The organism is Roseateles noduli (assembly GCF_050626985.1).
Classification (GTDB): domain Bacteria; phylum Pseudomonadota; class Gammaproteobacteria; order Burkholderiales; family Burkholderiaceae_C; genus Roseateles; species Roseateles noduli_A.
In genome coordinates, this window is record NZ_CP192463.1 from 4,400,758 (window position 1) to 4,426,817 (window position 26,060).

The following is a 26,060-nucleotide window of genomic DNA, read 5'->3' on the forward strand; positions in this document are numbered from 1 at the left end:
ATGGACGTCCGGCGGGGCGGATTCTGCCGACAGCCATCAGTGCTTTGCAAGTGGCCCGTGAAGAAAAAGTTTGCAACCCATCAACTCGCGTGCGATGCACGCATCGTCAAGGTCACGCTCGTGCCTTGCCCCGGCGTGCTGGTGATCGTCAGGCGCGCGCCCACGGCTCGCGCGCGCTCCCGCATCGACGCCAGTCCCATGTGCCCTGGTCGGCCGCTCGCGGCCAGCGACGGCGGCATGCCTTCGCCATCGTCGCGCAGCTCCACGCGCAGTCGCCACCATCCAAAGCGCCAGGTCATCGTGATGCGATTCGCCCGCGCGTGCCTGAACGCATTCAACAGCGCTTCGCCGAAGATCAGGCGCAGCTCATCGCGGACCTCCGCCCGCAGCGGCCGCTCGCGGCCGACGATCTCCAGCCGGAACTCGCCGTCGTAGTCCCGCGCCAGCTGCGACGCGATGTCCTCCAGCGCCCTCGGCAGGCTCGCGCCCCCCTGCTGGGAGCCGCGCAGCGCCATCACGCGGCGACGGCTTTCGTCCAGCACGTCGTCGGCCATCACCAGGTCCGCATCGATCGCCGCGCGCACCGGATGCGCTGCCGGCAACTGCGCGGAGTGCGCCTCGAACCGCAGGATCAGCCCCTGCACGCCCTGCAGCAGCGTGTCGTGCAGCTCGCGGGCGATGCGGTCCCGTTCGGCCATGCGCGTGCGCATCTTCTCGCGCGCCCGCCGCGCGGCCTGCCTCAGGCGCAGTCGGTGCAAGGCCCAGATCAGCGCGATCACCGCCGCCACGCACAACACGCGGAACAGCGCCGTCTGGTACCAGGCGGCCGGGATGACGATGTCCTGGATCGCTTCCTGCGGCGCCGCGACGCCGTCGCTGTTGACGGCCAGCACGTGGAACCGGTAGCTGCCCGGTCCCAGGCTGTTGTAGACCGTCTCCCGCCGCGGACCCGCGTCGCGCCAGCGCGTATCGACCCCGTCCAGCCGGTAGCGGAAGCTCACCCGCTCCGGCACCGCGAGGCTCGCGGCGGAGAAGCGCAGCTCCATCATCTCGGCGTGCTTCGGGAGCGTCACCTTCGCGCCCGGCGCGTACTCGACGCCATGGGCGCGCAGCCCGGTGATCCGCACCACGGGCGGCACCGCGTTGCGCCGTGACCGCCGCGGATCCAGCCACGCCACGCCGGTCGTGCCCGCGAACCACAACCGGCCGTCCGCGGCCTCCACCACGCTCGGCTGCGGCCAGAAGGCGGTGGCGCCGCCGGGGTGGCCGTCCAGCGTGTCCAGCACCTCCACCTTCAGCGGCTGGCCGGGATCCCCCAGGAAGCTGAGCAGGTCCTCGCGCCGGACATGGACCGCCCCCTTGCGCCCGTTGAGCCACAGGTCGCCGTCCGCGGTCTCGGCGATGCCGGACACGCCGGCCAGCGTCTCCGGCACCTCGGTCGTCAATGGCACGAAGCGGTGGTCCCACAGGATCGCCACGCCGCGTTCGCCGGCGATCAGCAGTCGCGATCGGCCGGCATGGACCAGCAGCACGTCGCCGACATCCACGCCCTGCGCCGGCCCGAAACTGCGCACCTGGCCGTCGGCCCAGCGCAGCACCTGGTTGTCCTTGAGTCCGAACCAGTAGGTGCCGTCGCCGGCCCACGCCACCGCGGCCTCCAGCGGCGACGGCTGTCCCGGCAACGACAGCGGCTGCCAGCGGCCGTTCTCCCAGGTCTGCACGCCGCCGCGCTGGAAGGCGACCATCAGGCCGTCGCCGTACGGAACGATGCCGCTGATCCAGCGCTCCCCGACGCCCGGCGGTCTGGGAATCCCCTCCCACCGCGTACCCTCGCGGCGCCAGAGTCCCGCGGGTCCGACCAGCCAGAGCCGCCCCTGGCCGTCGCGGCCCGCCGCGGTGATCTGCGCGCCCGGCGGCGCCGGCACTTTCTCGGCCTCGCCCGCAGGGCCCGACAGCCGCCACACGGTCGACGCCACCGGCGAGTACGCCGCCACCGTCACCCCGCCGCCCGGATCCGCCGCGAGCGCGAAGTTGCTGGTGGCGCGCGGCATCCGCGCGGGCACGAGCGCGGCCCGCCGGAAGCGGTCCAGGCCGGTCTTGGTCGCGACCCACAGGCTGCCTTCGACGTCCTCGAGGATCATCATCCCGAAGTCGCCCGACAGGCCCTCCGGCGCGGCGAAGCGTTCGTACTCGCCGGTCAGCGGCACGCGGTCGCCCTCCAGCGGCCAGGGCAGCCGGCGGCGACACAGTCCCGCCGGGCAGAACACGGTCCACAGATTGCCGTCGCGGTCCACCACGGTCGACGACCCCCGCCGCGTCGACAGCCGCGGGTCCCGCGCGATGGCCATCCGCGACAGCGCCGGCGCCTTGCGCATCTCGTTGGCGAAGACCAGCCAGGTCTCGCCGCGCAGCACCTGCAGGCTGGTCGCCTCCTTGCAGTCGCCGACGGCGCGGAAGCGCGTCTCGCCCTGCGGCAGTCCGAGCAGGTGCTCGTTGTCGCAGATCCAGACGGTGCCGCGCCCGTCGACGACCGCGCCGTCGATGGCGCGGCCCTCCACGCCCCAGGACGCGTCGATGCGCTCCCAGCGGTCGTTCTGGAAGCGGAAGAGCTCCGTGGCACCGCCCGCCCAGATCGCGCCGTCCGCATCCTCGGCGATGGAGCGGATGCGGGCGGTCGCCACCGCCTCCGTCACCGGCACGCGCCAGACCTGGTCGCCGCGGATCCGGACCAGCCCGCGCGGGAAGAAGGCGGCCCACAGATCGCCGCCGGACGTCGCCAGCACCTTCGCCACGGTGCCGGACGGGAACTCCTGCGGCGGCGGCGGGCGGAAGCGCTCGAAGCGCACGCCGTCGAAACGCGTCAGGCCGTTCGGTCCGCCCATCCAGAGCAGTCCGTCCGGCGTCTGGGCCATGGTCCAGGTTTCCATCGGCACGCCGTCCTCGGCGGTCCAGGCGCGGTGATGGAACTGGTTCATGGCCAGCCCGTGGTCCAGCGCCCGGACCGGCACGGCGACCAGCAGCAGCGTCGCGGCCAGCACCGCCAGCCCGATCGCGCTCCAGGCCCCGCTCGCGACCGTCATGAGCGTCGCCATCGCGCGCAACGCCGCCGTCGCCGCCGGCGAAGCCCGGGGCGTACGGCACATGGGAGCGGACATCACGAGCGACAACGTCATGGGGCCGGAACACTAGCAGAAGCGGCGCCCGGATCGGGCGAGCCGCGGGGGTGGCGCGAGGCGCCGGCGCGACACCTCCGGGCTAACTCTTTCGAGGGAGCGGGAGTAGCCCCAGGGGCGATCCGGACCGTCGGCTGCGGCTACGCTTCGGCCCTTGCGCCCACGAGCCGGCGCTCCCGACCTGACCGCTGACCGCGCGTGAACGACTCCGCCCCGATCTCCTCCCCCATCACGGTGATGGCCGTCGACGACCATGCGCTGATGCGCAGCGGCATCACGACGGTCATCGACGCCGAGCCCGACATGCGCATGGTGGCCGAGGCCACCACCGGCCTGGAGGCGCTGTCGCGTTTCCGCCAGCACCAGCCCGACGTGACGCTGATGGACCTGCGCATGCGGGACATGGACGGGATCGAGGCGATGACCGCGATCCGTCGCGAGTTCCCGCAGGCGCGGATCGTCATCCTCACGACCTTTCCCGGCGACTTCCAGGCCGCGCGCGCGATCAAGGCCGGCGCGGTGGGCTACCTGCTCAAGGGCCTGATGCGCACCGAGCTGCTGGACACCATCCGCGGCGTGCATGCCGGCCGGATGATGGTGCCGCCGGCCATCGAGGCCGCCATCGCGCAGCACGCCGGCAGCCGTGCGCTGTCGCTGCGCGAGACGCAGGTGCTGCGCCTGGTGGCGCTCGGTCACGCGAACAAGGAGGTGGCGGAGCACCTCTCGCTGACCGAGGAGACGGTGAAGGTCCACATGCGGACCATCCTGGGCAAGCTGTCGGCGAAGGACCGCACCCACGCGGTCACGATCGCGTTGAAGCGCGGGATCATTGAACTCTGAACGCCTGACCGCAGCCGGGCCGGAAGCGGCCTGCCCCGCACCCTCAGGTCCCGCTGCCCACCCGGCCCATCTGGATGTCGATGGACGGCGTGATGGCGACGAGGCGTGCCTGCTCGAAGCCGGCGAATCCGGCAGCGAGGGGGTCACCGTCGGATGGCGAGGCCCTCCCGGCGTTCGAGCAGGCGAATCGACGGACGGCGATGCGAGCGGTAGGCGCTTCCTCGACTTCCTCAATTCGCCTTGAGCAGCCTCAACGATTCACCATCACGATCCCCACCGCTAGGCCCGCGAGCGCGAGCATCAACCGTGGCGTGATCGGCTCGCCCAGCAGCAGCGCGCCTGCGATGAGGCCGAACAACGGCGTGCTCAGCGTGAAGCTGGACAGCTTGGTCGCGGGGTAGTGGCGGATCAGCCAGAACCACAGCAGGTAGCTCGCGAACGACACGATGACCGCCTGGAAACCGAACAGCCCCAGCAGGCGCCAGGACCAGTCGAGCGGGAGCGACTCGCCGGCCACCATCGCGCCGGCCGCGAGCGCCATCGCCGAGATCGCCAGCTGGTACAGCAGCGTCTTCTCCGCGCTGGCGGACGACAGCTTCGTCGCGCGGATCGCCAGCGTCGTTCCGCCCCACAGCAGCGCGGCCAGCACCCCCAGTGCATCGCCCAGCCACTGCATCGTCTGCCCGGTCCCGTGCAGTCCCTCGCCGAACGCAAAGGCCACCGCGCCGAAGGCGACCAGCAGTCCCGCGGCTTGGCGCTTCGTCAGCCGCTCGGCCGGCGAGATCAAGGGCATGCCCAGCGCCACGACGAACGGCGACAGGTAGAGGAAGACCACCATCCGCGACGCCGTCGTGTACTGCAGGCCGATGAAGATGCAGGCGAATTCGGCCGCGAACAGCAGGCCCGCGAGCAGCCCGCCCGGCAGGCTGCCGTCACGCCGGAACAGCGCGATGCCGCGCGCCGCGGCAAAGCCCCAGACCAGCGCGCCGGCCAGGCCGGAGCGCAAGGCCGCCTGCCACAGCGGACCGATCTCGGTCAGCGCGGCCTTGGCCGCGACCTGGTTCAGGCCCCACAGCACGCAGCATCCCAGGAGGATGACCACCGCCGTGCTGTCGAGATGCTGCTTGCGTTCCATGGCGCCGGATCATGCCCGGCGGTCAGTGCGACTTGCCCAGGCCCGCGCGGCCAACGCACACAGCAGCGCCGTCGCCACGCCGGCGATCAGCCCCGTCAGGTGCGCCAGCGGCGCGATCGCGATGTTCCAGCCGTCCCAATGCCGCAAGGCCGGCCCCGACAAGGGCCGCTCCGCCGCGACCTTCACGGCCAGTCCGATGCCGATGAGCAAGCCGATCACGCGCTCCCGCCCGTGAGACGCCCGCATCCGCATCATGCCGATCGCGGCCACCGCGACCCCCGCGTGCAGCACGCCGGACGCGCCGCCAAAACGCTCGAGCGACGGCTCGATCAGCAGGCCGAACTGCGTCAGCGGCCACGCCAGCAGCCACGCCGCCGCGTCACGCGCGGTCAGCCGCGCGGCGATGCCGAGCAGCCCGATCACGGCGCAGCCGGCGAGGTTGGCGATCAGGTGTTGCGGACTCCAGTGCAGCCACGCCGCGCTGACGGCACGCCAGGGTTCGGTCGCCGCAAGTTCGGGGCGCCACGCCATCGCGGCCTGCACTTGCGGCGGCTGGATCCAGGCGACCATCGAGCCGATGGCCAACGCCATCGCGACGAGGAGCCAAGCGCGTCCCGGCATCCGGTCCCGCTCCGCGACTCAGCCGAAGACGGCCCGCCAGAGCGCCAGCACCGCGTCGCGCTGCGGCGCAAGCGCCTCGGCGGCCTCGCCGTCGAGCGAGGTCGACTGCTCGTTCAGCCGCGCCCGGTGTTGCACGCGACGCAGCTCGCGGTACGCGTCCGCGGCTGCGCGGCCCACGTCGGCGGGCAGCAGTCCGAACGACTCGGCGCGCTGCAGCAGCGCGATGTTGCCGGCGTTGGCCAGCAGTTCCGGGTGTTGCGCGGAGTGCGCCAGGATCAGGTACTGCAACGCGAATTCGGCGTCGACCATGCCGCCCGGGCTGTGCTTGACGTCGAAGAAGCCGGCACGCACGGTCCGAGCCGCGCGCAGCTTCTCGCGCATCGCGACGACCTCCTCGCGCAGCGCCGCCGGATCGCGCGGCGCGGTCAGCACCGCACGGCGCGTGGCCTCGAAACGCTCGGCCAGCGACGCGTCGCCGGCGCAGAAACGCGCGCGCGTGATCGCCTGGTGTTCCCAGGTCCACGCCGTGTTGCTGCCGCGCCCGCCCTGGTAGTTCTCGAACGAGGACAGCGAGGTCACCAGCAGCCCCGAGTTCCCGTTGGGCCGCAGCGCCGTGTCGATGTCGAAGAGCTCGCCCGCCGCGGTGCGGATCGTCAACCAGGTGATCAGCTTGCGGATGAAGGCGCCGTAGATCTCGGCCGCGTTGTCGTCCTCGTCGTCGAAGAGGAAGACCAGATCCAGGTCGCTGCCGTAGCCCAGTTCCTTGCCGCCGAGCTTGCCGTAGGCGATGACCGCCAGGCGCGGTGCCGGACGGTGCTTCTGCTTGAGCCGGTCCCAGGCCCAGGCGAGCACGCATTGCAGCGTGGCATCGGCCAGCAGCGACAGCTCGTCGGCGACCTGCTCGACGCTGATCTGCCCTTCCACGTCCCGCACCAGCGTGCGGAAGACCTCGGCGTGATGCGCGCGGCGCACGCTGTCGAGCAGCGCATCCTCGCTCGCCTCGCCGTGTTCGGCCCAGGCGTCGTGACGCGCCTGCAGGTCCTGGATGAAGGCCGGCCCGTCGAAGCGCTCGTTCAGCAGTCGCGCGTCGGCCAGCTCATCGATCACGCCGGGATGCTGCATCAGGTAGCGCATCGGCCAGCGCGCCAGTCCCAGCAGGCGCAGCAGCCGGCCTTGCACGGGGGGCCGCTCGACCAGCAGCGCCAGGTAGCTCTCGCGGCGCAGCAGCGGTTCGATCCAGTCGACGAAGCGCTGTGCCGCGTCCATCGTGCACTCGCCCTGGCGCACCGCCTGCGCCGCGCGCCCGACCAGCTTGGCCAGCCGCAGCCGGGATTCCTCGCGCAGGCTTTGCACGCGCGGCTGCTGGGCCCAGCGGCGCACATTGCCCGCCAGTTCGGCAGGCAGCTTGTCGAGGAATTCCTCGCTGTCGATCGGCAGCGGCGGCCCGCCGCACATGCCGTTCCTGCAATTGCCCTTGCCGCCCGGCGCGACGCCGTCGTGCAGCAGCGCGTCGAACTCGGTCGCCACCAGCTCCCGCACCTCCATCAGCTTGTCCAGCAGCGGACAGGCGTGGCTGTTGCAGGTCAGGCTCAGGCTGCGCGCGATCCAGCCGATGTCCTCGTCGGCCGCGGGCAGGCAGTGGGTCTGCTGGTCGTCCAGGTACTGGATGCGGTGCTCGACGCGCCGCAGGAAGTCGTAGCCCTGGGCCAGCGCCGTGGCGGTCTCGGGCTTCATCAGGCCGCGCGCGGCCAGCCGCGTCAGCGCCTTCAACGTCGAACGGGTGCGGATCTCCGGGAACTGCCCGCCGCGCACCACCTGCAGCAGCTGGACGATGAACTCGATCTCGCGGATGCCGCCGCGCGACAGCTTGACGTCGTTGGCCCGCTCGGGCCGTCCGGCGGCGCGTCGCTGGGCCTCGTCGCGGATCTTGCGGTGCAGCTGCCGCAGGCCTTCGAAGACGCCGTAGTCCAGATAACGCCGGTAGACGAAGGGCGTCACCAGGCTGCGCAGCTGCATCGCGCGGCCGCTCTTGACGCTCTCGCGCGGCGCGACGATGCGGCTCTTCAACCACGCGAAGCGCTCCCATTCGCGGCCCTGGACGAGGAAGTACTCCTCCAGCATCGCCATGCTGACGGCGGGGGGGCCGGAATTGCCGTTCGGCCGCAGCGCGAGGTCGACGCGGAAGACCTGACCGTCCTCGGTCACGTCGCCAATCAGCGTCGACAGCCGTCGCGACAGCTGGGCGAAGTATTCGTGCGCGGAGATCTTCTGGCCGCCGGCGCCGTTGCCTTCCGTCTGGCCGTCTTCCTCGTAGACATAGATCAGGTCGATGTCGGAGGACACGTTGAGCTCGCGCCCGCCGAGCTTGCCCATGCCGACGACCCAGAAGTCGATGTCCTGGCCGGCGGCGTCGCGTGGCGCGCCGTACTGGGCGTCGAGTTCGGCGCGGCAGGCCACGACGCCGATGTCCAGCGTCACCTCCGCCAGGTGCGTCATCGCCTGCGTCACGTCGGTCATCGGCGCGCCCTGCTCGACGTCGAGCACGGCCAGCCGTTCCATCACCAACTGGCGCATCACGCGCAGCGCGGCGGGCAGCGGGCGCCCGGCTTGCCGGAGCCGGTCCACGACGGCACGCATCGTGACGTCGTCCGGCAGCCCGGGCGGCAGCAACGGCAATTCAGCCGCGTAACGGCGGCGGATGCGCTGAACGAAACGGCTGTGGTCCGCGGACGCGGCGGGCGTCGTGGCGCCTGCCGGGTCCGAGGTTGCCGAGGCAACTGAATCCATCGGTAAAGAATGCTCTCGCTGGCTCATGGCCGGAATGGCTGTGCTAGATTCGGCGACCGCCGTCCACCCTTACATGTCTTCGTCCGCCGCCACCAGTCCTGACTCCGGTTCCGCGGTCGCGAAACGACGCTGGTGGGCACGTTGCGCCCTCTGGCTCGGTCTGGCTTCGGCAGGGGTTTTCTCCCTGCTGATCGCGGCCTGGCTGGCATTGCACTGGGCGATTCTGCCCCACATCGACGACTGGCGACCCGAGCTCGAAAAGCAAGCCACCCAGGCATTGGGGGTACCTGTGAAGATCGGCGCCATCAGCGCCAAATCCTCGGGCTGGATCCCCACGCTGGACCTGCGCGACGTCCGGATCACCGACGCCGCCGGCCACGAAGCCCTGCACCTGCCGCGCGTCAGCGCCGCGCTGTCGCCGCGCTCGCTGCTGGCCCTCGAACTGCGTTTCTCCCAGCTGCTGCTGGACAGCCCCGAGCTGCTGCTGCGTCGCGATGCCAAGGGCCGCGTCTTCGTCGCCGGACTCAGCGTCGACGGTCCGTCCGACACGCAGGCCTCCGACGACGCCGCCGACTGGTTCTTCGAGCAGCATGAATTCGTCATCCTGCACGGCCGCATCCGCTGGGTCGACGAGCTGCGCGCGGCGCCGCCGCTGGAGCTCTTCGACCTGAACCTGGTGCTGCGCAACGGCCTGCGGCGCCACCGGCTGCGGCTGGATGCGACACCGCCGGCCGGCTGGGGCGAGCGCTTCACGCTGCGCGGCGAATTCACCCAGTCGCTGCTGGACCGGCCCGGCGCGGTGCAGCGCTGGAGCGGGCAGCTCTTCGGCCACCTGCCGCGTACCGACGTCAGCGAGCTGCGCCGCTACGTGGACCTGCCTTTCGAGCTCAACGAAGGCGACGGCGCGCTGCGCGCCTGGCTGGAAGTGGATCGCGGCGAGCCGCGCAGCCTGACGCTGGACATGGGCCTGCGCGCGGTGAAGCTGCGCGTCGCGCCGGGACTGCCGGAGCTCGCGCTGGCCAAGATCGGCGGCCGGCTGGTGCTCAAGCAGACGCCGCAATCGCTGTCGCTGGAGGCCAAGGGGCTCGGCTTCCAGGCGGGCGACGGCCTCGACTGGCCGCGCTCGGACTGGCTGCTGGACGTGAAACGCGACCCCAAGACCGGGGCGCTGACCGGAGGCGACTTCCAGGCGCAGCAGCTGGACCTGACCCTCGGGGCACAGATCCTGGCCCGGCTGCCGCTGGCCGAGTCGCAACGCCAGCTGATCGCCGACATGAAACCCGGCGGCCTGCTCAACGCGCTGCAGCTCCACTGGGAAGGCACGCTCGACGCGCCGCGCAGCTACCGCGCCAAGGGGCAGCTGCAGGGCCTGCACCTGACGGCCGCGGCGCCGGAAGCACCCGCGGACCCGGGCTCCTCGCCGCCGACCGGCCGGCCCGGCGTCAGCGGCGCCGACCTCCAGTTCGACGCCAACGAGCAGGGCGGCAGCGCCACGCTGGCGATCAACAACGGCGAAGTGACATTGCCTGGCGTCTTCGAAGAGCCGTCCCTGCCGCTGAAGCAGGCGCAGGCGACCCTGCGCTGGCAGGCGCAGCGTCCGGCGCCCGTCGGCGGCAAGCGCGCGCCGGCCCTTGCCACAGTGCTGCCGACGCCCGCGAAGCCTGCGGTCAGCCCGCTCGCGGCGGCCTCCATCTCGACCGCGGCCTCGGCCCCCGACGAGCCCCGCACGCGCTGGTCGGTGCAGTTCAACGGCGTCCGGATCGCCAACGACGACCTGCGCGCGGAGATCGACGGCACCTGGCAGAGCGGTGACGGCAAGCGTCCGCACGACGCGGGCAAGCTCGACCTGACCGGCCGCATCGACGAGATCAGCGCGCCGCGGGTGCTGCGCTACCTGCCCGCGTCGATGGGCCACGAGGCGCGACGGTATGTCCGCGACGCGATCCGCGACGGCACCGTCCACAAGATCCAGGTGCGGCTGCAGGGCGACCTGCTCGACTTCCCCTTCGACGCGCCGCGCAGCAAGGGCCAGTTCCGCGTGTCCGGGCAGGTCCGCAACCTGACGCTGGCCTATGTGCCCAGCCACCCGGCCGACGACGAGCACCCGGCCTTCCAGTCCCCGTGGCCGGCGATGGAACAGCTGGACGCCGAGCTGATCTTCGACCGCGCCGCCATGAGCATCCGCAACGCCAAGACGAAGCTGATGGGCGTGGAGCTGTTCAACGTCCAGGGATCGATCCCCGACCTGTACCACCACGCGCCCGTCCTGGAAATCGACGGCCAGGCGCGCGGCGCGCTGGTCGACGGTCTGCGCTACGTGAAGAACTCGCCGGTCGCGGCGCTGACCAGCCACGTGCTGGACAACGCGACCGCCACCGGCCCGATGGCGCTGAAGCTCAACCTGCGGCTGCCGTTGATGCACATCGACGACACGACGGTGAAGGGCCTGGTCACGCTGACGGGCAACGACGTGCGCATCCGGCCCGACACCCCGTTGCTCGGCCAGGCGAAGGCGCTGGTGAGCTTCGACCAGAAGGGGCTGCAGATCCGCGGCGGGCAGGCGCGCGTGCTGGGCGGCGACGCCACGTTCGAGGGCGGCAGCCTGCCCGACGGCTCGATGCGCTTCGCGGCGCTGGGCACGGTCACGGCCGAGGCGCTGCGCAACGCGCCCGAACTGGGGCTGCAACAGGTCGCGTCGGTGATGACGGGACAGACCTCGTTGCGCTTCGAGCTGGGCGTGCTCAAGAGCGGGCAGACGGAAGTTGCCGTCACCAGTCCGATGCAGGGCATCGCGGTCAACCTGCCGGCGCCGATGCACAAGTCCGCCGACGAGACCTGGCCCCTGCGCATCGCCACGCGGGCGATCGCGGCGCCGGCCGGCACGCAGCGCGAGGAGCTGCGCGTCGAGGCCGGCCCGGTGCAGGCGCTCTACCAGCGCGACGTGACGACGCACGAGGCGAAGGTCCTGCGCGGCGCCGTCTCCGTGCGCGAGAAGTTGCCCGAGCTGCCGGCGCAGGGCGTCGTCGCCCGCGCCACCTTCGACCAGTTCAACGCCGACGCCTGGCAGACCGCGCTGCCGGGGCTGACGGGCGGGAAGGAAGGCACGGCGCTCGACAGCGCGACCGACGGCATGGCCGACGGCGGGTACGCGCCGTCACAGCTGACGCTGAAGGCGCAGACGCTGCAGGTGGCGGGTCGCACGCTGAACGCCGTCACCGCCGGCATCTCGCACGACGCCGGCGCGGGCTGGCGGGTCTCGATGGACGCGCAGCAGCTCAGCGGCCTGATCGAGGTGCGGGCCGCGAAACCCAACCAGCCGGGCCGCGTCTATGCGCGGCTGTCCCGGCTGTCCGTGCCCCGCAGCGACGTCGACGGCGTCGAGCAGTTGCTCGACAAGCAGCCCAAGTCGGTGCCGACGCTGGACATCGTCGTCGAGGACTTCGAGCTCCGCGGCAAGCGGCTGGGCCGGCTGGAAATCGATGCCCAGCAGCAGAGCGACGCGCGGGACTGGCGCCTCGGGCGGCTCGTGCTCAAGAGCCCGGACGCGACGCTGAGCGCGTCCGGCAAGTGGGCGCCGGAACCCGGCCAGGCGCTGCGCCGCACGGAGCTCGACTGGAAGCTGGACGTCGCGGACGCCGGCAAGCTGATGGAGCGCCTCGGCCAGGGCCAGGTGTTGCGCGGCGGCAAGGGCGAACTGACCGGCCAGGTGGCCTGGCAGGGTTCGCCGCTCTCGCCGGACTACGCGAGCATGAGTGGCCAGTTGAGCGTCGCGATGGAGAAGGGCCAGTTCCTCAAGGCGGAGCCCGGCGTCGGGCGACTGCTGGGCGTGCTGAGCCTCCAGTCCATCCCGCGGCGGCTGATGCTGGACTTCCGCGACGTGTTCTCGGAGGGCTTCGCCTTCGACAACGTCACCGGCGACATCCGCATCGGCAAGGGCGTGGCCCGCAGCGACAACCTGCGCATGAAGGGCCTGCAGGCCGCGGTGCTGATGGAAGGCAGCGCGGACCTTGCCGCCGAGACCCAGGACCTGCACGTGCTGGTGCTGCCCGAGATCAATGCCGGCGGCGCCGCGCTCGCCTATGCGGCGGTGAACCCCGCGATCGGGCTGGGCGCCTTCCTGGCGCAGTGGCTGCTGCGCAAGCCGCTGGCCGCGGCCAGCAGCGAGGAATTCCGCGTCACCGGCACCTGGTCCGATCCCCGCATCGAGCAATTGCCGCGCCGCGCCCAGCCGCAGGGCAGCTACAACAGCACGGCCGCCCCGCAAGGAGAGACCGCCCCATGAGCACGCCATCCACCGCCTCCCCCAGCGCCGGGCCGCGCGCCGCCGCCCCGGTCACCGTCGCCGCGATCCAGATGGTGGCCGGCACCCGGCTGGAGGAGAACCTCGAGCGCGCCCGCCACTGGATCGGCGAGGCCGCCCGGCAAGGCGCCGCGCTGGTGTCGCTGCCCGAGTACTTCTGCCTGATGGGCCACAAGGACACCGACAAGCTGCCCTTCGCCGAGCGGCCCGGCGACGTCGACGCGCCCATCCAGGGCGCGCTCAGCCGCGCGGCGCGCGAGCACGGCGTGTGGATCCTCGGCGGCACGCTGCCGATGGCCATCGACGGCGCGCCGGTACCGGCGGAGCGGGTGCGCAACACCACCTGCGTCTTCGCGCCGGACGGCTCACTGACGGCGCGCTACGACAAGCTCCACCTGTTCTGCTACGACAACGGCCGCGAGCGCTACGACGAGGCCCGCGTGCTGGAGGCCGGCGAGGCGCCGGTGACCGTCGACGTGGCGATCCCCGACGGACCGACGCTGCGCGTGGGGCTCTCCATCTGCTACGACCTGCGCTTCCCGGAGCTGTACCGCGCGATGAGCTTCGGCGGCGAGCGGCCGCTCGACCTCATCAGCGTCCCGGCGGCCTTCACCTTCACGACCGGACAGGCGCATTGGGAGCTGCTCCTGCGCGCCCGCGCGGTCGAGAACCAGGCCTACGTCATCGCCGCGGCGCAGGGCGGCACGCATGAGAACGGCCGCCGCACGTGGGGCCACAGCATGATCGTCGACCCCTGGGGCGAGGTCCTGGCCTGCGTGCCCGAAGGCGAAGGCCTGGCGGTGGCCAGGATCGATCCGGCGCGCATCGCGCAGGTGCGCGAGCAACTGCCGGCGCTGCAGCATCGGCGGCTCTGAGCGCCGAACGCCGAGCCTCGGACACTGAGCCCCGAAAGCGGTCCACTTCAGGCGATCGACGCCCGCTTTGCGGAGGCAAGATGCCCGGCATGATCGACCGTCGCCCCGCTCCTCTTCGTTCCGCGCTGGCCCAACTGGCTGCCGCGGCGTGCGCCTGCGCGCTGCTGGCGGGATGCGGCACGCCGGCGCGGCCGCTGGAGTCCTCGCTGACCGACATGGAGTCGTTGCAGCTGCGTTCGTGGATCAGTCCGCAACTGCGGCGCAACATCGACCTGCTGCCGGTCACCGGCGGTCAGGAGACCTCGATGTGGTGGGGCAGCCGCATCAACGCGATGACCTTGAACCAGACCTACCAGGAGTCGCTGCGACGCCTGGGGCTGATGCCGGACGTTCCCGACACCGGCCGCTACCAGCTGCAGGTCGAAGTGCTGGCGCTCGCGCAACCGAACGTGCCGGTGCTGCCCGAGGTCGCCCTCTCCGTCCGCTACACACTGACGGAACGTGCCGCTGGCGGCGGCAAGGTGCTCTATCAGCGGACGCTGCGCACGACGCAGAAGGCCGGCATCGACGACAGCCTGAACCCGAGCGAGCAGCTGCGCATCGCCACGGAGTCCGCGCTACGCAACAACATTGCGGACCTGATCCGCGAGCTCGCCTCCCTCGCTCTTCCAACGTAGGCAGTCCTCGGTAGCAAAACCGGGGAAGTACGGAAGTGGTTGGGGACGGTGAGGCGTGGGGTTTCGGACCTTGCGTCCGGGGCCCCATGCCTCGGCGGCCAACGCCCGAACCGCCGAAGGAAATTCGTCCGACACCGAAACAGCCCCCGGGCCTGGACGCTGAAAGCTCCCTTCCCGTTATACGAATTCAGCAGAATCCCCACCCCGGCATATGCATATAAGCATTGATTGCTTGCCAAACGTCGGGTAATCCCTAAGCATCACGGTTTCCGCCCCAAAGAGAGGCGCACGACGGCAACGGGTGTCACCTGCCGCTAGCGTCCTTCATTTTTCCGTGATCGAACTCCAAAACCTGCACAAATCGTATGACGTCGAAGGTCGCCGCGTTCTGGCGCTCCAGGGCGTGGATCTGAAGATCGAATCGGGCGAGGTGTTCGGGATCATCGGCGCGTCGGGCGCTGGCAAGAGCACGCTGCTGCGGGTGATCAACCTGCTGGAGCGGCCGGACAGTGGCCGCGTGGTCGTGGCCGGCCAGGACCTGCAGGCGCTGGACGCTGCCGGCCTGCGTGCGGCCCGGCAGAAGATCGCGATGATCTTCCAGCACTTCAATCTGCTGAGCTCGCGCACGGTGGCGCAGAACGTCGCCTGGCCGCTGCGCATCGCCGGCTGGGACGCTGCCCGCATCGCCCCGCGGGTTCAGGCGCTTCTGACCCGGGTCGGTCTCGCCGACCAGGCCGACAAGTACCCCGCGCAGTTGTCGGGCGGACAGAAGCAGCGCGTCGGCATCGCCCGCGCGCTGGCGCTGGACCCGCAGGTGCTGCTGTGCGACGAGGCCACCAGCGCGCTCGACCCCGAAACCACGCGCTCGATCCTGGACCTGCTGGCCGAGCTCAACGACGAGCTGAAGCTCAGCATCGTCCTGATCACGCATGAGATGGACGTGGTCCGCCGCGTCTGCGACCGGGTCGCGGTGCTCGAGGGCGGCCGCATCGTCGAACAGGGTCCCGTGGCGCAGGTCTTCCTGCATCCGCGCTCGGGCACCGCGAAGCGCTTCGTCCTCGCCGCGGAACACGTCGACGAAGGCGAGCAGCGCGACGACTACGCGCATGTCGCGGGCCGTCTCTGGCGGCTGACCTTCTTCGGAGAACGCACCTACGAGCCCCTGCTGGGCGAAGTCGCCCGTCACGCGAATCTGGACTTCGGCATCCTGGCCGGCCGCATCGACCGGATCAAGAAGCAACCGTACGGGCAGCTGACGATCGCCGTCAGCGGCGGCGACCACGCGGCCGCGCGCCAGTTGCTGGCCGAGCGCGGAGTGCAGGTCGAGGAGCTGCGCGCATGAGCCTCGCCACCCCCCCCTCCCTGTTCGACACGCTGAAGGCCATCGACTGGCCCGAGATCGCCGCCGCCGGCGGCGACACGCTGCTGATGCTCGGCGGCTCGCTGCTGTTCACCGCGCTGCTCGGCCTGCCGCTGGGCATCGCGCTCTACCTGTTCGACCGCGACCGGCTGGTGTCCTCGCCGAAGGTGTACACGCTGCTGTCCTTCGTCGTGAACGTGCTGCGTTCGCTGCCCTTCGTGATCCTGCTGATCGTGCTGATCCCGTTCACGCTGCTGGTCACCGGCACCTCGCTCGGCGTGGCCGGCGCCATCCCGCCGCTGGTCGTCGGTGCGACGCCCTTCCTGGCACGCCTGGTCGAGACCGCGCTGCGCGGCGTCGACCGCGGCATCGTCGAGGCCGGTCTCGCGATGGGCGCCAGCACGCGCCAGATCGTGTGGCAGGGCCTGCTGCCCGAGGCGCTGCCCGGTCTCGTCTCCGCGCTCACCGTCACCGCCATCACGCTGGTCGGCTACACGGCGATGTCCGGCGTCATCGGCGGCGGCGGCCTGGGCGACCTGGCCATCCGCTTCGGCTACCAGCGCTTCCAGACCGAGGTCATGGTCGTGACCGTCGTGCTGCTGCTGGTGCTCGTGCAACTGCTGCAGATGTTCGGCGACTGGCTGGTGACCCGCGTCTCCCATCGCTAGTCACGTCTACCCGCACCCCGCCTCCCCCTTCCATCGCCGGGCGCCCCAAGCAGGCGCGCGGCACCGTTCCCTCAGAGGAGTTCTACCCATGAAGAAGCTGTTCACCGCCGCCGTCGCGGCCCTGTCCCTGGCGGCCGCCGGCACCGCCGCCGCCGAGAAGCTGACCGTCGCCGCCACCGCGGTGCCGCACGCCGAGATCCTGAACCTCGTCAAGCCCGAGCTGGCCAGGCAGGGCGTGGAACTCGAGGTCAAGGTCTTCACCGACTACGTCCAGCCCAACGTGCAGGTCGCCGAGAAGCGCCTGGACGCCAACTTCTTCCAGCACAAGCCCTACCTGAACGAGTTCAACAAGGGCAAGGGCACGCACCTGGTCGCCGTCGCCGCGGTGCATGTGGAGCCCTTCGGCGCCTACTCGACCAAGCACAAGACCCTGGCCGCGCTGCCCGAGGGCGGCACCGTCGCCATTCCCAACGACCCGACCAACGGCGGCCGCGCGCTGCTGCTGCTGGACAAGGCCGGCGTGATCAAGCTCAAGGACAAGGCCAACATCCTGTCCACGACCAAGGACATCGCCGACAACCCGAAGAAGCTGAAGTTCCGCGAGATCGAGGCCGCCACGCTGCCGCGCATCCTGCCGCAGGTCGACCTGGCGCTGATCAACACGAACTACGCGCTGGAAGCGAAGCTGAATCCGTCCAAGGACGCGCTGGCGATCGAGGGCGGCGAGTCGCCCTACGCCAACTGGCTGGTCACGCGTGACGACAACCAGAACGCCCCGGCCGTGAAGAAGCTGGCTACCGCGCTGCAGACCGAGGCGGTCAAGCGCTTCATCCAGACGCAGTACAAGGGCGCGGTCGTCCCCGCGTTCTGATCTCCGGACGCTCCGCTAAACGCCCCGCATTCGCGGGGCGTTTGCATTTGCGGGCGAGTAGTCGCGCATTTGTGCCGTATGACGAACGCCGCTTCTTGGCACCATGGCGCTCTCCTCCCATGCCCGGGTCGTGCGCTCGCGCGAGCGCACGACCTGCCCCCTCCGTGTCCGACCTCCTCGCGGTCCTGCCGCAGTTCTTCCTGTTCCGCGACGGCGCCCCGACGCTGCTGCTCACCGGCCGCTACGACTGGCCGCTGGTGCTGCTGTCGCTGGTCGTCGCCTCGCTGACCTCGGCGCTGGCGCTGCAGGTCGCGGGCGTGGCCAAGCCGGCCAAGGGCTGGCGCCGCCAGGCCATCCTGGCCACCGGCGCGCTGGCGCTGGGCGGCGGCATCTGGTCGATGCACTTCATCGGCATGCTGGCGTTCGAACTGTGCGCGCAGGTCGCCTTCGACGCCCACATCACCGCGATCTCGATGGTGCCGGCGGTGATCGCGTCCTGGGTCGCGCTGGCCTTGCTGGCCCGTCACCAGCTCGACGGCTGGCGGCTGGTCGTCGGCGGCGTGCTGGTGGGCGCCGGCATCGGCACGATGCATTACACCGGCATGGCGGCGATGGAGATGTCCCTCGCGCTGCGCTACGACCCCCTCTGGTTCGCCGCTTCCATCGTCGTGGCGGTGCTGCTGGCGATGCTGGCGCTGTGGATCCGTTTCGGCCTGGCCGGCCGGATCCACCGCCACTGGGCGATCGCGCTGGGCGGCCTGGTGATGGGCTGCGCGATCGCCGGCATGCATTACACGGCGATGGGCGCGGCGCGCTTCGTCGGGCTGGGCGACGGCCCCTGCAACACCAGCGTCGCGAACGCGGGCTGGCTGGCCCTGGCCGTGACCGTGATGGCGCTGGCCATCAGCGCCATCACCGCCGGCGCCAACGGCCTGCTGGCGCTGCGCCGGCTCAACACCGACCTGATGGACGAGCGCCGTCGCATGCTCACGATGGAGCAGGCATTGCGCGACAGCGAGACCAAGTACCGCACCGTCATCGCCAACAGCCCGGGCGTGACCTTCCGCTGCCGCATGGACGAGAACTGGTCGATGCTGCTGATCAACGACGCCGTCGAGGAACTGACCGGCTGGCCCGCGCAGGACTTCCTGGAGGGCCGGCAGCATTTCGCCGCCTTGATCCACCGCCACGACCAGGAGCGCGTGAACGCATCGGTCGAGACCGCGGTGGCCGCCGATGCGCCGTATTCGATCGAGTATCGCGTCCACACCCGCGAGGCCGGCGAACGCTGGGTGTCCGAGCGCGGTCGCGCGGTACGCGACGCCCGCGGCGCGGCGCAGTGGATCGACGGGGTGATCCTCGACATCACCGAACCCAAGCGCCTGCAGCGCCAGCTCGAGGAAGCCAAGGAACGCGCCGAATCCGCCGCCGCGGCCAAGAGCGCCTTCCTGGCCAACATGAGCCATGAGATCCGCACGCCGATGAACGCCATCCTCGGCTTCACCGAGCTGCTGCTGGACACCACGCTGACGGACTCGCAGCGCCGCCATCTGACGACGGTGCGGGGCTCCGCGCGTTCGCTGCTGTCGCTGCTCAACGACATCCTGGACACCGCCAAACTCGACAAGGGCGCGATGGAACTGGAGGTCGTGGACTTCTCGCTGCGCACCGTCTGCGAGCAGGCGCTGGACTCGCTGCGGCTGCTGGCGCAACGCAAGAACCTGGCGCTGCACCTCGACTATCCGGGCGCCGAGCCGCGCTTCTTCAAGGGCGACCCGCTGCGCGTGCAGCAGGTGCTGCTGAACCTGGTCGGCAACGCCATCAAGTTCACCGAGCGGGGCGTGGTGACGCTGCGCATGCGCCAGGAGGGCGGACAGATCCATCTGGCCGTCATCGACACCGGCATCGGCATCGCCGCCGACCGGCTGGACCGGATCTTCGACGCCTTCGCGCAGGCCGACGCCTCGACGACACGCCGCTTCGGCGGCACCGGGCTGGGCACGACGATCTCGCGCCAGCTGGTCGAGCGCATGGGCGGCCGCATCACCGTCGAGAGCGAAGTCGACCAGGGCAGCACCTTCCACGTCTGGCTGCCGCTGCCGGCGGGCGATGCCGCGCGCGCCGAGTCCGACGCGACCGAGGCGGCCGTGACGCTGCCGCCGCTGCGCCTGCTGGTGGCGGACGACGTGGCGCAGAACGGCGAGCTGCTGCAGATCATCCTGGGCCGCGAGGGCCATCAGGTCACGCTGGCCTCGGACGGGCTGCAGGCGCTGAAGGCCTTCTCCGACGAACGCTTCGACGCGGTGCTGATGGACGTCCACATGCCGGGGCTGGACGGGCTGGGCGCGACGCGCCGGATCCGCAACTTCGAGCATGCGCAGGGTCGCGGCCACACGCCGGTCGTCGCGCTGACCGCGAGCGTGCTGGAAGAAGACCGCCAGGCGGCGCTGGCCGCCGGCATGGACGGCTTCGCGGTCAAGCCGCTGGACCCGGCGCGGCTGTTCGCCGAGATCGCCCGTGTGCTGGGCCTGACGCCGGGCCGCTCGCCGGCCCTGGCCGGTCCGGTGCCGACGACGCGCCATGCGATCGATGCCCGCATCGCGGGCGCGATGGCGGGTCCGCTGGACTGGCAGCAGGGCCTTCGGCTGTGGGGCAGCGTGACCGCGTGGCAGCGCGGCCTGCGCCGCTTCGCCGAGGAGCAGCGCGACGGCGTCGCGCGGCTGCATCAGCTGACGCACGGCCGGCAATGGATCGAGATGCGCGGGCTGGTGCACCGCTGGCGCGGCGTGGCCGGCAGTCTGGCGATGCCGGAACTGCTCGCCGCGGCGCAGCCGGTCGAATCGGCGCTGCGGCTGGGCCGGCAGGAAGACCTGATGGCGCTCGTCGACACGCTGGCGATGGCGCTGCAGCACACGCTGGACGCGATCGTGGAGCTGGACGGCACGCCGTCGGGCTTCGCCGCGAGCGCGCCGATGCCGATGGCGGAGCCGTCGGCCGCGGCGGTCGCCGTGGCGCAGGAGATCCGCGAGAAGAAGACGCTGATCGACCGGCTGGCGGCGGCGCTCAAGCGCAGCGAGCTCGACGACGAATCGCTGGCCGCGCTGCGTGCTGCCTTCGGCGCCGAGCGCATCGCGCCGCTGGCGCGGGCGCTGGACGACTTCGACTTCGACGCGGCCGTGCTGCTGCTGCAGTCGCTGCGCAGGCAGCTGAGCGCGGCCTCGTCGGCGGCCTCGGGCGCGCGAGGATGACGCCGTGATCGCCGATCACCGCCCCAAGCTGCTGCTCGTCGACGACGAGCCGGCCAACCTGCAGGTGCTGCGCCACGTGCTGCAGGACGACTACCGGCTGCTGTTCGCGCGCGACGGGCAGAAGGCGCTGGAGCTCGCGAAGAGCGAGTCCCCGCAGCTCATCCTCCTGGACATCATGATGCCGGGCCTGTCCGGCCTCGACGTCTGCCGGGTGCTGAAGTCGCAGCCGGCGACGAAGCGCACGCCGGTGATCTTCGTCACCGCGCTGGCCGATTCGAGCGACGAGACCGAGGGCTTCGAGGCCGGCGCGGTGGACTACATCGCCAAGCCGGTGAGCCCCCCGGTCGTGCGCGCGCGGGTGCGCACGCACCTGTCGCTGGTGCGCGCCGACGAGCTGCGCGAGACGCGGCTGCAGATCGTGCAGCGGCTGGGCCGCGCGGCGGAATACAAGGACAACGAAACCGGCTGGCACGTCGTCCGCATGAGCCATTTCGCCCACCTGCTGGCGCTGGCCGCGGGCTGGACCGACCAGGAGGCCGACGATCTGCTGCACGCCGCGCCGATGCACGACGTCGGCAAGCTCGGCATTCCGGACGCGATCCTGCAGAAGGCGGGTCCGCTGACCGAGGCCGAGTGGACGGTGATGCGCCGCCACCCGGCCATCGGCGCCGAGATCCTCGGCGACCAGACGACCGGGCTGCTGGGCCTGGCGCGCCGCATCGCGCTGACGCACCACGAGAAGTGGGACGGCAGCGGTTATCCGGAAGGACTGGCTGGCGAGGCGATTCCGCAGGAGGCCCGCATCGTCGCCATCGCCGACGTCTTCGACGCGCTGACCAGCATCCGGCCCTACAAGCCGGCGTGGCCGATCGAGCGCGCGGTCGAGCACCTGCGCGCGCAGGCCGGCCGGCACTTCGACCCGGCGCTGGTCGAGCTCTTCATCAGCGTGCTGCCGCAGGTGCTGGAAGTGCGGGAGCGCTTCCTCGAAAGTTGACCCGGCGACTGGGCCTGCGCCTGCGCCGGCGCCGCGCGGGATCGCCGCGGGACGTCACGATCACTCGACGAACTTGAGCGTGCGCGTCGGCAGATCGGTGCCGAGATAGGTCCACCAGAACGTGTCGCCGGCGTCCCTCGGCAGCAGCCAGTAGCGCTGACCGCTGTCCAGCGCCTTCAACCGGAAATACTCGACGCGATTCGAGTACGGGTTGGCATGGATGAAGACCTCGCCGAGGGTGCCCCGGAAATCGTTCTCGCCCCAGGCATGCACCGGCGTCGTCGCCTGCAGCTTGTCCGGCAGATCCGTCCCGAGGTATTCCCAGTGGAGGTTGTCCGTCTTGCTGGTGGAGAAGTACCCGTAGCGTCCATCGCCGTCGAGCGCCGCCAGCCGGAAGAACTCGACATCGCCGTTGTACGGGTTCTCGTAGACATGGATGTCGCCGAGGGTGCCGCGCTGATCGTTGTCGCCCCAGCGGCCGGTGCCCAGCACCTGCCTCGCCAGCTGCACCGCGTCGTCGCGCATCGCCCGGGCCATCAGCGTCCTGTAGACCCAAGGCCAATAGGCGCTCAGCCGCGGATGGACGACCGTGCCGGAGACGGTGCTCACCAGCCATTCACCGACCTGCCGGGTCGCGAGGATGGCGCCGCCCCGGTCGCCGGCATCGATGGGCGACACCGCGAACCGGCCCCAGCCGGCCGTGTGCCCGGTGAGGCCCACGATCAGGTCGTCCGTGTCGCTGTCGCTGAACGCCAGCCCGCCCTGACCGGCGGGCGTCTCATAGAGCGACGCATGGAGGCCGGCGGCCGCCGACTGCCAGAAGTAGCTGTAGGGGAAGAAGAAGTGCCGGTAGAGGTCATCCGAGGTCCTCCAGGCGCGGATCCCGGCAAAGGAACGATGGATGAGGGGCATCTCGGTGTCGGCCACATACGTCGTCCTGCGACGCGCGGAGGTCCAGACGCCGCCAGGATCGTGATCCTGGCCGTAGATTGCCAGGGTCGTCCTGATGCGTTCGCCGGTCATCGGCAAAGGATCGGAGAGCAGCCGCTGCTCGAGGCGATAGCTGGGAAGGGGCACCGTGGTCGGCATGCCGCCGCCGAACGGCGCGTCGAACGGCGCGTCGAACAGGACGAGTGCCACATCGCCCAGCGGCCCGAGCCGGCGGGGATACGTCACCGCCACGCCCGTCTGCCATTGATCCGTCCCGCGGTGACGGAAGCTGTGGTGGGACCAGCCCTCGACGCAACGCTGCGCCGTCAGTGCGACGCGCGGCGTGATGAGCGTCGCCGAGCAATGCATGTTGCTGAGCAGCCAGGCGGGCGGCATCTCGATGCGGGCGCCGCTGTTGACGCCGGTGGTGACGCTGGCGCCGACGCCGCCCGCGCCGATCAGCGGCAGCATCGCGAGCAGCCAGCGGGCCAGGCCACGACAGGGCCGGGAGAGACGATCATTCATGAGGCACTCCACCCCTTCCACCCAGGAAGGGTCTGGCCATTCTTCGAAGTCGGCCGCGCCGGCCCAATGCGCTTGAGCCGGACCGCGACCCGCGTCGATCGACCGGGGTCAGGTCTCCTCCCGGTCGAGGTCATGGCACGGCGGGATCCTCGGCCGGCATGTCGTCGACTTCCGGCGCCCGGCCCGACTGCGGCGCGCGCCAGCCCAGGACATGCCAACGCGTCGGCAGCGCGGTGCCGAGCGGCTCCCACCACGGATCGCTGTCGTTCCCGGTCCTGGGCAACCACCAGGAGGACCCGTCCGGGATCCGCGCCTTCAGTCGATAGAAGCTCGTCACGCCGGTCCGGGAATCCTCGCTCTCGAAGATGTCGCCCGGCGCTCCGCTTTCGGCATTGCCGTTCTCCGGCGGCTTCGCATCCAGGACCTGCCGCGCCAGATGCGCGGCATCGGCCTGCAGTCCCTGAGCCAGCATCACCCGGTGCACCTCCGGCCAATGCAGGGCCAGACGGAGATGCAAGGTGCCCGGTGCGGCCAGAAGCCCCACGAGCGCACCTGGCCGGTAGTACTCGTCCTCGGGCGAGGCGCGCGTCGCCATCAGGCCGGCGCCCTGGTTGGCGCCGAGGAAGGGCGCGTCGAGCACGGCCGGTTGACCGGGCAAGGGCATCGGGCGGTCGGAGCGGGTGATGCCGTCCGTCGCCGTTCCGACCAGCGGGATCAGCCAGCGGTCGGCGCGCGACACGTCGTCGCGGCCGCCCAAGGCCGCTGTCACGTCCTCGCCGAGGACGTCCGTGCCGGCGGCGACTCGCCCGGGGGCGGAGGCAAAACGCTCCGGCTCCGTCCGCCGGTGGAAGTCCAGCGAGCGGTAGGTCAGCGGCAGGTGGATCTCATCGCCGAATCGCAGGCCCGAGCCCGTCACGCCGTGATAACTCCGGATGAACATGGGCGTGTCGGTGCGATCGACCCGCGTCGGCGTGGGTCCGTAGGCATAGAGGCGCGTGCCCTCCCACCGGGCGGGGCTGGGCGCGGCCGGGTCTCGGAGCAGTTCCCGCTCGCGCCGATAGCTCGGGATCGGCGCGCCGGTGGTGCCCAGCGGCTCCCAGGACGGGGGTTCGTCCAGCAGGATCAGTTGCAATCCTGCCGGAGGCGCGTTGCGCAGCAGGCGGTCCTCGATGAGGCGTCCGCTCAACGGCCGCCGGTTGACGCGCTGCATGAGCTGGACGCGTCCATCGCCCGCGGGGGACAACGCGCCGACGGCGCAGGCGTAGGTGGTCAACGCCACGCGCGGCGAGATCTGCGTCGCGGAGCAATGATCCCGCCCCAGCACCCACACGGGCACCTGGTAGAGCGTCGCGGACGGCGCGGGACGCCGCGGTGCGTCCGCGGCCGCCTCGGCGGCGAGGATCGTGCCCAGCAGGGCGCCGAGCATCCACGGACCGCGTCCGCGGCGGATGCGGGGGCGCCTGGCGTGGGACATCGGGCCGGCGGGCCCTCGGCAGCGGGAAAGGATCGACATGACGGTCTCCAGCCCTTCGACGACAGGAAGGGCCAGGCCATTCTTCGAAGACCGCCCTCGCGGCTCAATGACCGCGAGCAGGGGCAGCTCGGCCCTCGACTGCCCGGCATCGGGCCCGCCGGCCCCAGGTGTGCCGATGTCGTGCGCGCGACGGATGCGACGGTCCGGCGTCCGCCCGACGTGATCCCCCGTCCTGTCCCGCGGCGGTTATGACCCGCCCCCACAAGGTGATGCTCGCAATCCCCAGTCGCGTCGGCCCGATGCGCGCGGGGCCGGAATAATGCGCGCCCATGGTGCTCAACTTCATCTGGATCGGGTTCTTCCTGATCGGCTTCGCGGTCGCGCTGGCGCGGCTGGTCCAGGGCGACCTGACCATCTTCACGCAGGTGCTGACCGGCATCTTCGACACGGCCAAGACCGGCTTCGACATCTCGCTCGGCCTGGTCGGCGTGATGAGCCTGTGGCTGGGCCTGATGAAGGTCGGCGAGAACGCCGGCGTGATCCAGCTGTTCGCGCGGGCGATGGGCCCGTTCTTCGGCCGCATCTTCCCGGAGGTGCCGCGCGGCCATCCGGCGGGCGGCTCGATGGTCATGAACTTCTCGGCCAACATGCTCGGCCTGGACAACGCCGCCACGCCGCTGGGCCTGAAGGCGATGAAGGAGCTGCAGGAACTCAACCCGCGCAAGGACACCGCCAGCAACGCGATGGTCATGTTCCTGGTGCTGAACACCGCCGGCATCACGCTGATCCCCACCACGGTGATCGCGATCCGGCAGGCGATGGCGGTGGACCAGGGCCTGGTCGGGTTCAACGCGGCCGACATCTTCCTGCCCACGCTGATCGCCACCTTCATCTCGTTCATGTCGGGGCTGATCGCGGTGGCCTGGGTGCAGCGCATCAACCTGTTCAGCGTGCCGGTGCTGGTGTTCGTCGGTGGCTTCATCGCGATCATGGCCGGCGTCTTCGGCTGGCTGCACAGCTACCCGCCGGAGGTGATGTCGCAGTACATCGGCGTGCTGGGCAGCGGCGTGATCCTGAGCATCATCGTGATGTTCGTCGCCGTCGGCGCGTGGCGCCGCATCAACGTCTACGAGTCCTTCGTCGAGGGCGCCAAGGAGGGCTTCGGCGTCGCGATCCAGATCATTCCCTACCTGATCGCGATCCTGGTGGCGATCTCGGTGTTCCGCACGACGGGCTGCATGGAGTTCGTCGTGCGTGGCATTGCCGCCGGCGTGGGCGCGCTGGGCCTGCCGACGGACTTCGTCCCGGCGCTGCCGGTCGGGCTGATGAAGACGCTGTCGGGCAGCGGCGCGCGCGGCCTGATGGTGGACGTGCTCAAGACCTACGGCGTCGACAGCTTCGAAGGCAAGCTCGCCGCGATCATCCAGGGCTCGACCGAAACCACCTTCTACGTGCTGGCCGTCTACTTCGGCAGCGTCAACATCAAGAAGACCCGCTACGCGCTGACCTGCGGCCTGTTCGCGGACTTCGTCGGCCTGGTGGGCGCGATCGTGGTGGGGTACTGGTTCTTCAAGTGAGGCCG

16 protein-coding genes are annotated in these 26,060 nt (G+C 70.9%); 10 read left to right on the forward strand and 6 right to left on the reverse strand.

Annotated elements, in window-relative coordinates:
- Positions 1-80: 80 nt before the first annotated feature.
- The gene (locus ACQ4L4_RS19175; protein ID WP_431100495.1) at positions 81-3,080 is read right to left on the reverse strand and encodes a sensor histidine kinase; all 3,000 of its coding nucleotides are present in this window, start codon (positions 3,078-3,080) and stop codon (positions 81-83) included.
- A gap of 291 nt (positions 3,081-3,371) precedes the next feature.
- Here ACQ4L4_RS19175 and ACQ4L4_RS19180 point away from each other — a divergent pair, with 291 nt between their 5' ends.
- Complete coding sequence (locus tag ACQ4L4_RS19180) at positions 3,372-4,013, forward strand: response regulator (protein WP_431100497.1); 642 nt, start codon at positions 3,372-3,374, stop codon at positions 4,011-4,013.
- Between the two features lie 250 nt (positions 4,014-4,263).
- Here the strand turns inward: ACQ4L4_RS19180 and ACQ4L4_RS19185 are convergent, their stop codons facing one another.
- From ACQ4L4_RS19185 to glnE, 3 genes are read right to left on the reverse strand one after another with little or no spacing between them, the layout of a single operon-like run.
- Positions 4,264-5,148 carry a DMT family transporter gene (locus tag ACQ4L4_RS19185; protein WP_431100498.1) on the reverse strand — a complete coding sequence of 295 codons (885 nt, stop codon included), beginning with the start codon at positions 5,146-5,148 and terminating at the stop codon, positions 4,264-4,266.
- A 9-nt stretch (positions 5,149-5,157) separates the two neighbouring features.
- A complete protein-coding gene (gene rrtA / locus ACQ4L4_RS19190) occupies positions 5,158-5,769 on the reverse strand; it encodes a rhombosortase (RefSeq protein WP_431100499.1) in 612 nt (203 codons plus the stop codon).
- Positions 5,770-5,787: 18 nt separating this feature from the next.
- Positions 5,788-8,556 (reverse strand): bifunctional [glutamate--ammonia ligase]-adenylyl-L-tyrosine phosphorylase/[glutamate--ammonia-ligase] adenylyltransferase, encoded by a 2,769-nt coding sequence (gene glnE, locus ACQ4L4_RS19195; protein ID WP_431100500.1) that lies wholly within the window; start codon positions 8,554-8,556, stop codon positions 5,788-5,790.
- A 73-nt stretch (positions 8,557-8,629) separates the two neighbouring features.
- Here glnE and ACQ4L4_RS19200 point away from each other — a divergent pair, with 73 nt between their 5' ends.
- The 8 genes from ACQ4L4_RS19200 (at position 8,630) to ACQ4L4_RS19235 (ending at position 21,549) form a co-directional block, all read left to right on the forward strand.
- The gene (locus tag ACQ4L4_RS19200) at positions 8,630-12,838 is read left to right on the forward strand and encodes a YhdP family protein (RefSeq protein ID WP_431100501.1); all 4,209 of its coding nucleotides are present in this window, start codon (positions 8,630-8,632) and stop codon (positions 12,836-12,838) included.
- On the forward strand, positions 12,835-13,731 hold the full coding sequence (locus tag ACQ4L4_RS19205; protein WP_431100502.1) for a carbon-nitrogen hydrolase family protein: 897 nt from the start codon (positions 12,835-12,837) through the stop codon (positions 13,729-13,731). The genes ACQ4L4_RS19200 and ACQ4L4_RS19205 overlap by 4 nt, the downstream gene beginning before the upstream one ends.
- A gap of 89 nt (positions 13,732-13,820) precedes the next feature.
- On the forward strand, positions 13,821-14,408 hold the full coding sequence (locus ACQ4L4_RS19210; RefSeq protein ID WP_431100503.1) for a hypothetical protein: 588 nt from the start codon (positions 13,821-13,823) through the stop codon (positions 14,406-14,408).
- A 334-nt stretch (positions 14,409-14,742) separates the two neighbouring features.
- Entirely contained in the window at positions 14,743-15,750 is a 1,008-nt protein-coding gene (locus ACQ4L4_RS19215) for a methionine ABC transporter ATP-binding protein (RefSeq protein WP_431100504.1), read from the forward strand.
- The gene (locus ACQ4L4_RS19220; protein ID WP_431100505.1) at positions 15,747-16,436 is read left to right on the forward strand and encodes a methionine ABC transporter permease; all 690 of its coding nucleotides are present in this window, start codon (positions 15,747-15,749) and stop codon (positions 16,434-16,436) included. Before ACQ4L4_RS19215 ends, ACQ4L4_RS19220 begins: the two co-directional genes overlap by 4 nt.
- Before the next feature lie 88 nt (positions 16,437-16,524).
- Positions 16,525-17,307 (forward strand): MetQ/NlpA family ABC transporter substrate-binding protein, encoded by a 783-nt coding sequence (locus tag ACQ4L4_RS19225; protein ID WP_431100506.1) that lies wholly within the window; start codon positions 16,525-16,527, stop codon positions 17,305-17,307.
- Between the two features lie 164 nt (positions 17,308-17,471).
- Entirely contained in the window at positions 17,472-20,555 is a 3,084-nt protein-coding gene (locus tag ACQ4L4_RS19230; RefSeq protein ID WP_431100507.1) for an MHYT domain-containing protein, read from the forward strand.
- Positions 20,556-20,559: 4 nt separating this feature from the next.
- A complete protein-coding gene (locus tag ACQ4L4_RS19235) occupies positions 20,560-21,549 on the forward strand; it encodes an HD domain-containing phosphohydrolase (protein WP_431100508.1) in 990 nt (329 codons plus the stop codon).
- A 60-nt stretch (positions 21,550-21,609) separates the two neighbouring features.
- Here ACQ4L4_RS19235 and ACQ4L4_RS19240 read toward each other — a convergent pair whose 3' ends face one another.
- On the reverse strand, positions 21,610-23,004 hold the full coding sequence (locus ACQ4L4_RS19240) for a hypothetical protein (protein WP_431100509.1): 1,395 nt from the start codon (positions 23,002-23,004) through the stop codon (positions 21,610-21,612).
- Positions 23,005-23,134: 130 nt separating this feature from the next.
- Positions 23,135-24,517: a hypothetical protein gene (locus ACQ4L4_RS19245; RefSeq protein WP_431100510.1), complete on the reverse strand. Its 1,383-nt coding sequence runs from the start codon at positions 24,515-24,517 to the stop codon at positions 23,135-23,137.
- Between the two features lie 290 nt (positions 24,518-24,807).
- Here ACQ4L4_RS19245 and ACQ4L4_RS19250 point away from each other — a divergent pair, with 290 nt between their 5' ends.
- Positions 24,808-26,055 (forward strand): nucleoside recognition domain-containing protein, encoded by a 1,248-nt coding sequence (locus ACQ4L4_RS19250; RefSeq protein WP_431100511.1) that lies wholly within the window; start codon positions 24,808-24,810, stop codon positions 26,053-26,055.
- Positions 26,056-26,060: the final 5 nt, after the last annotated feature.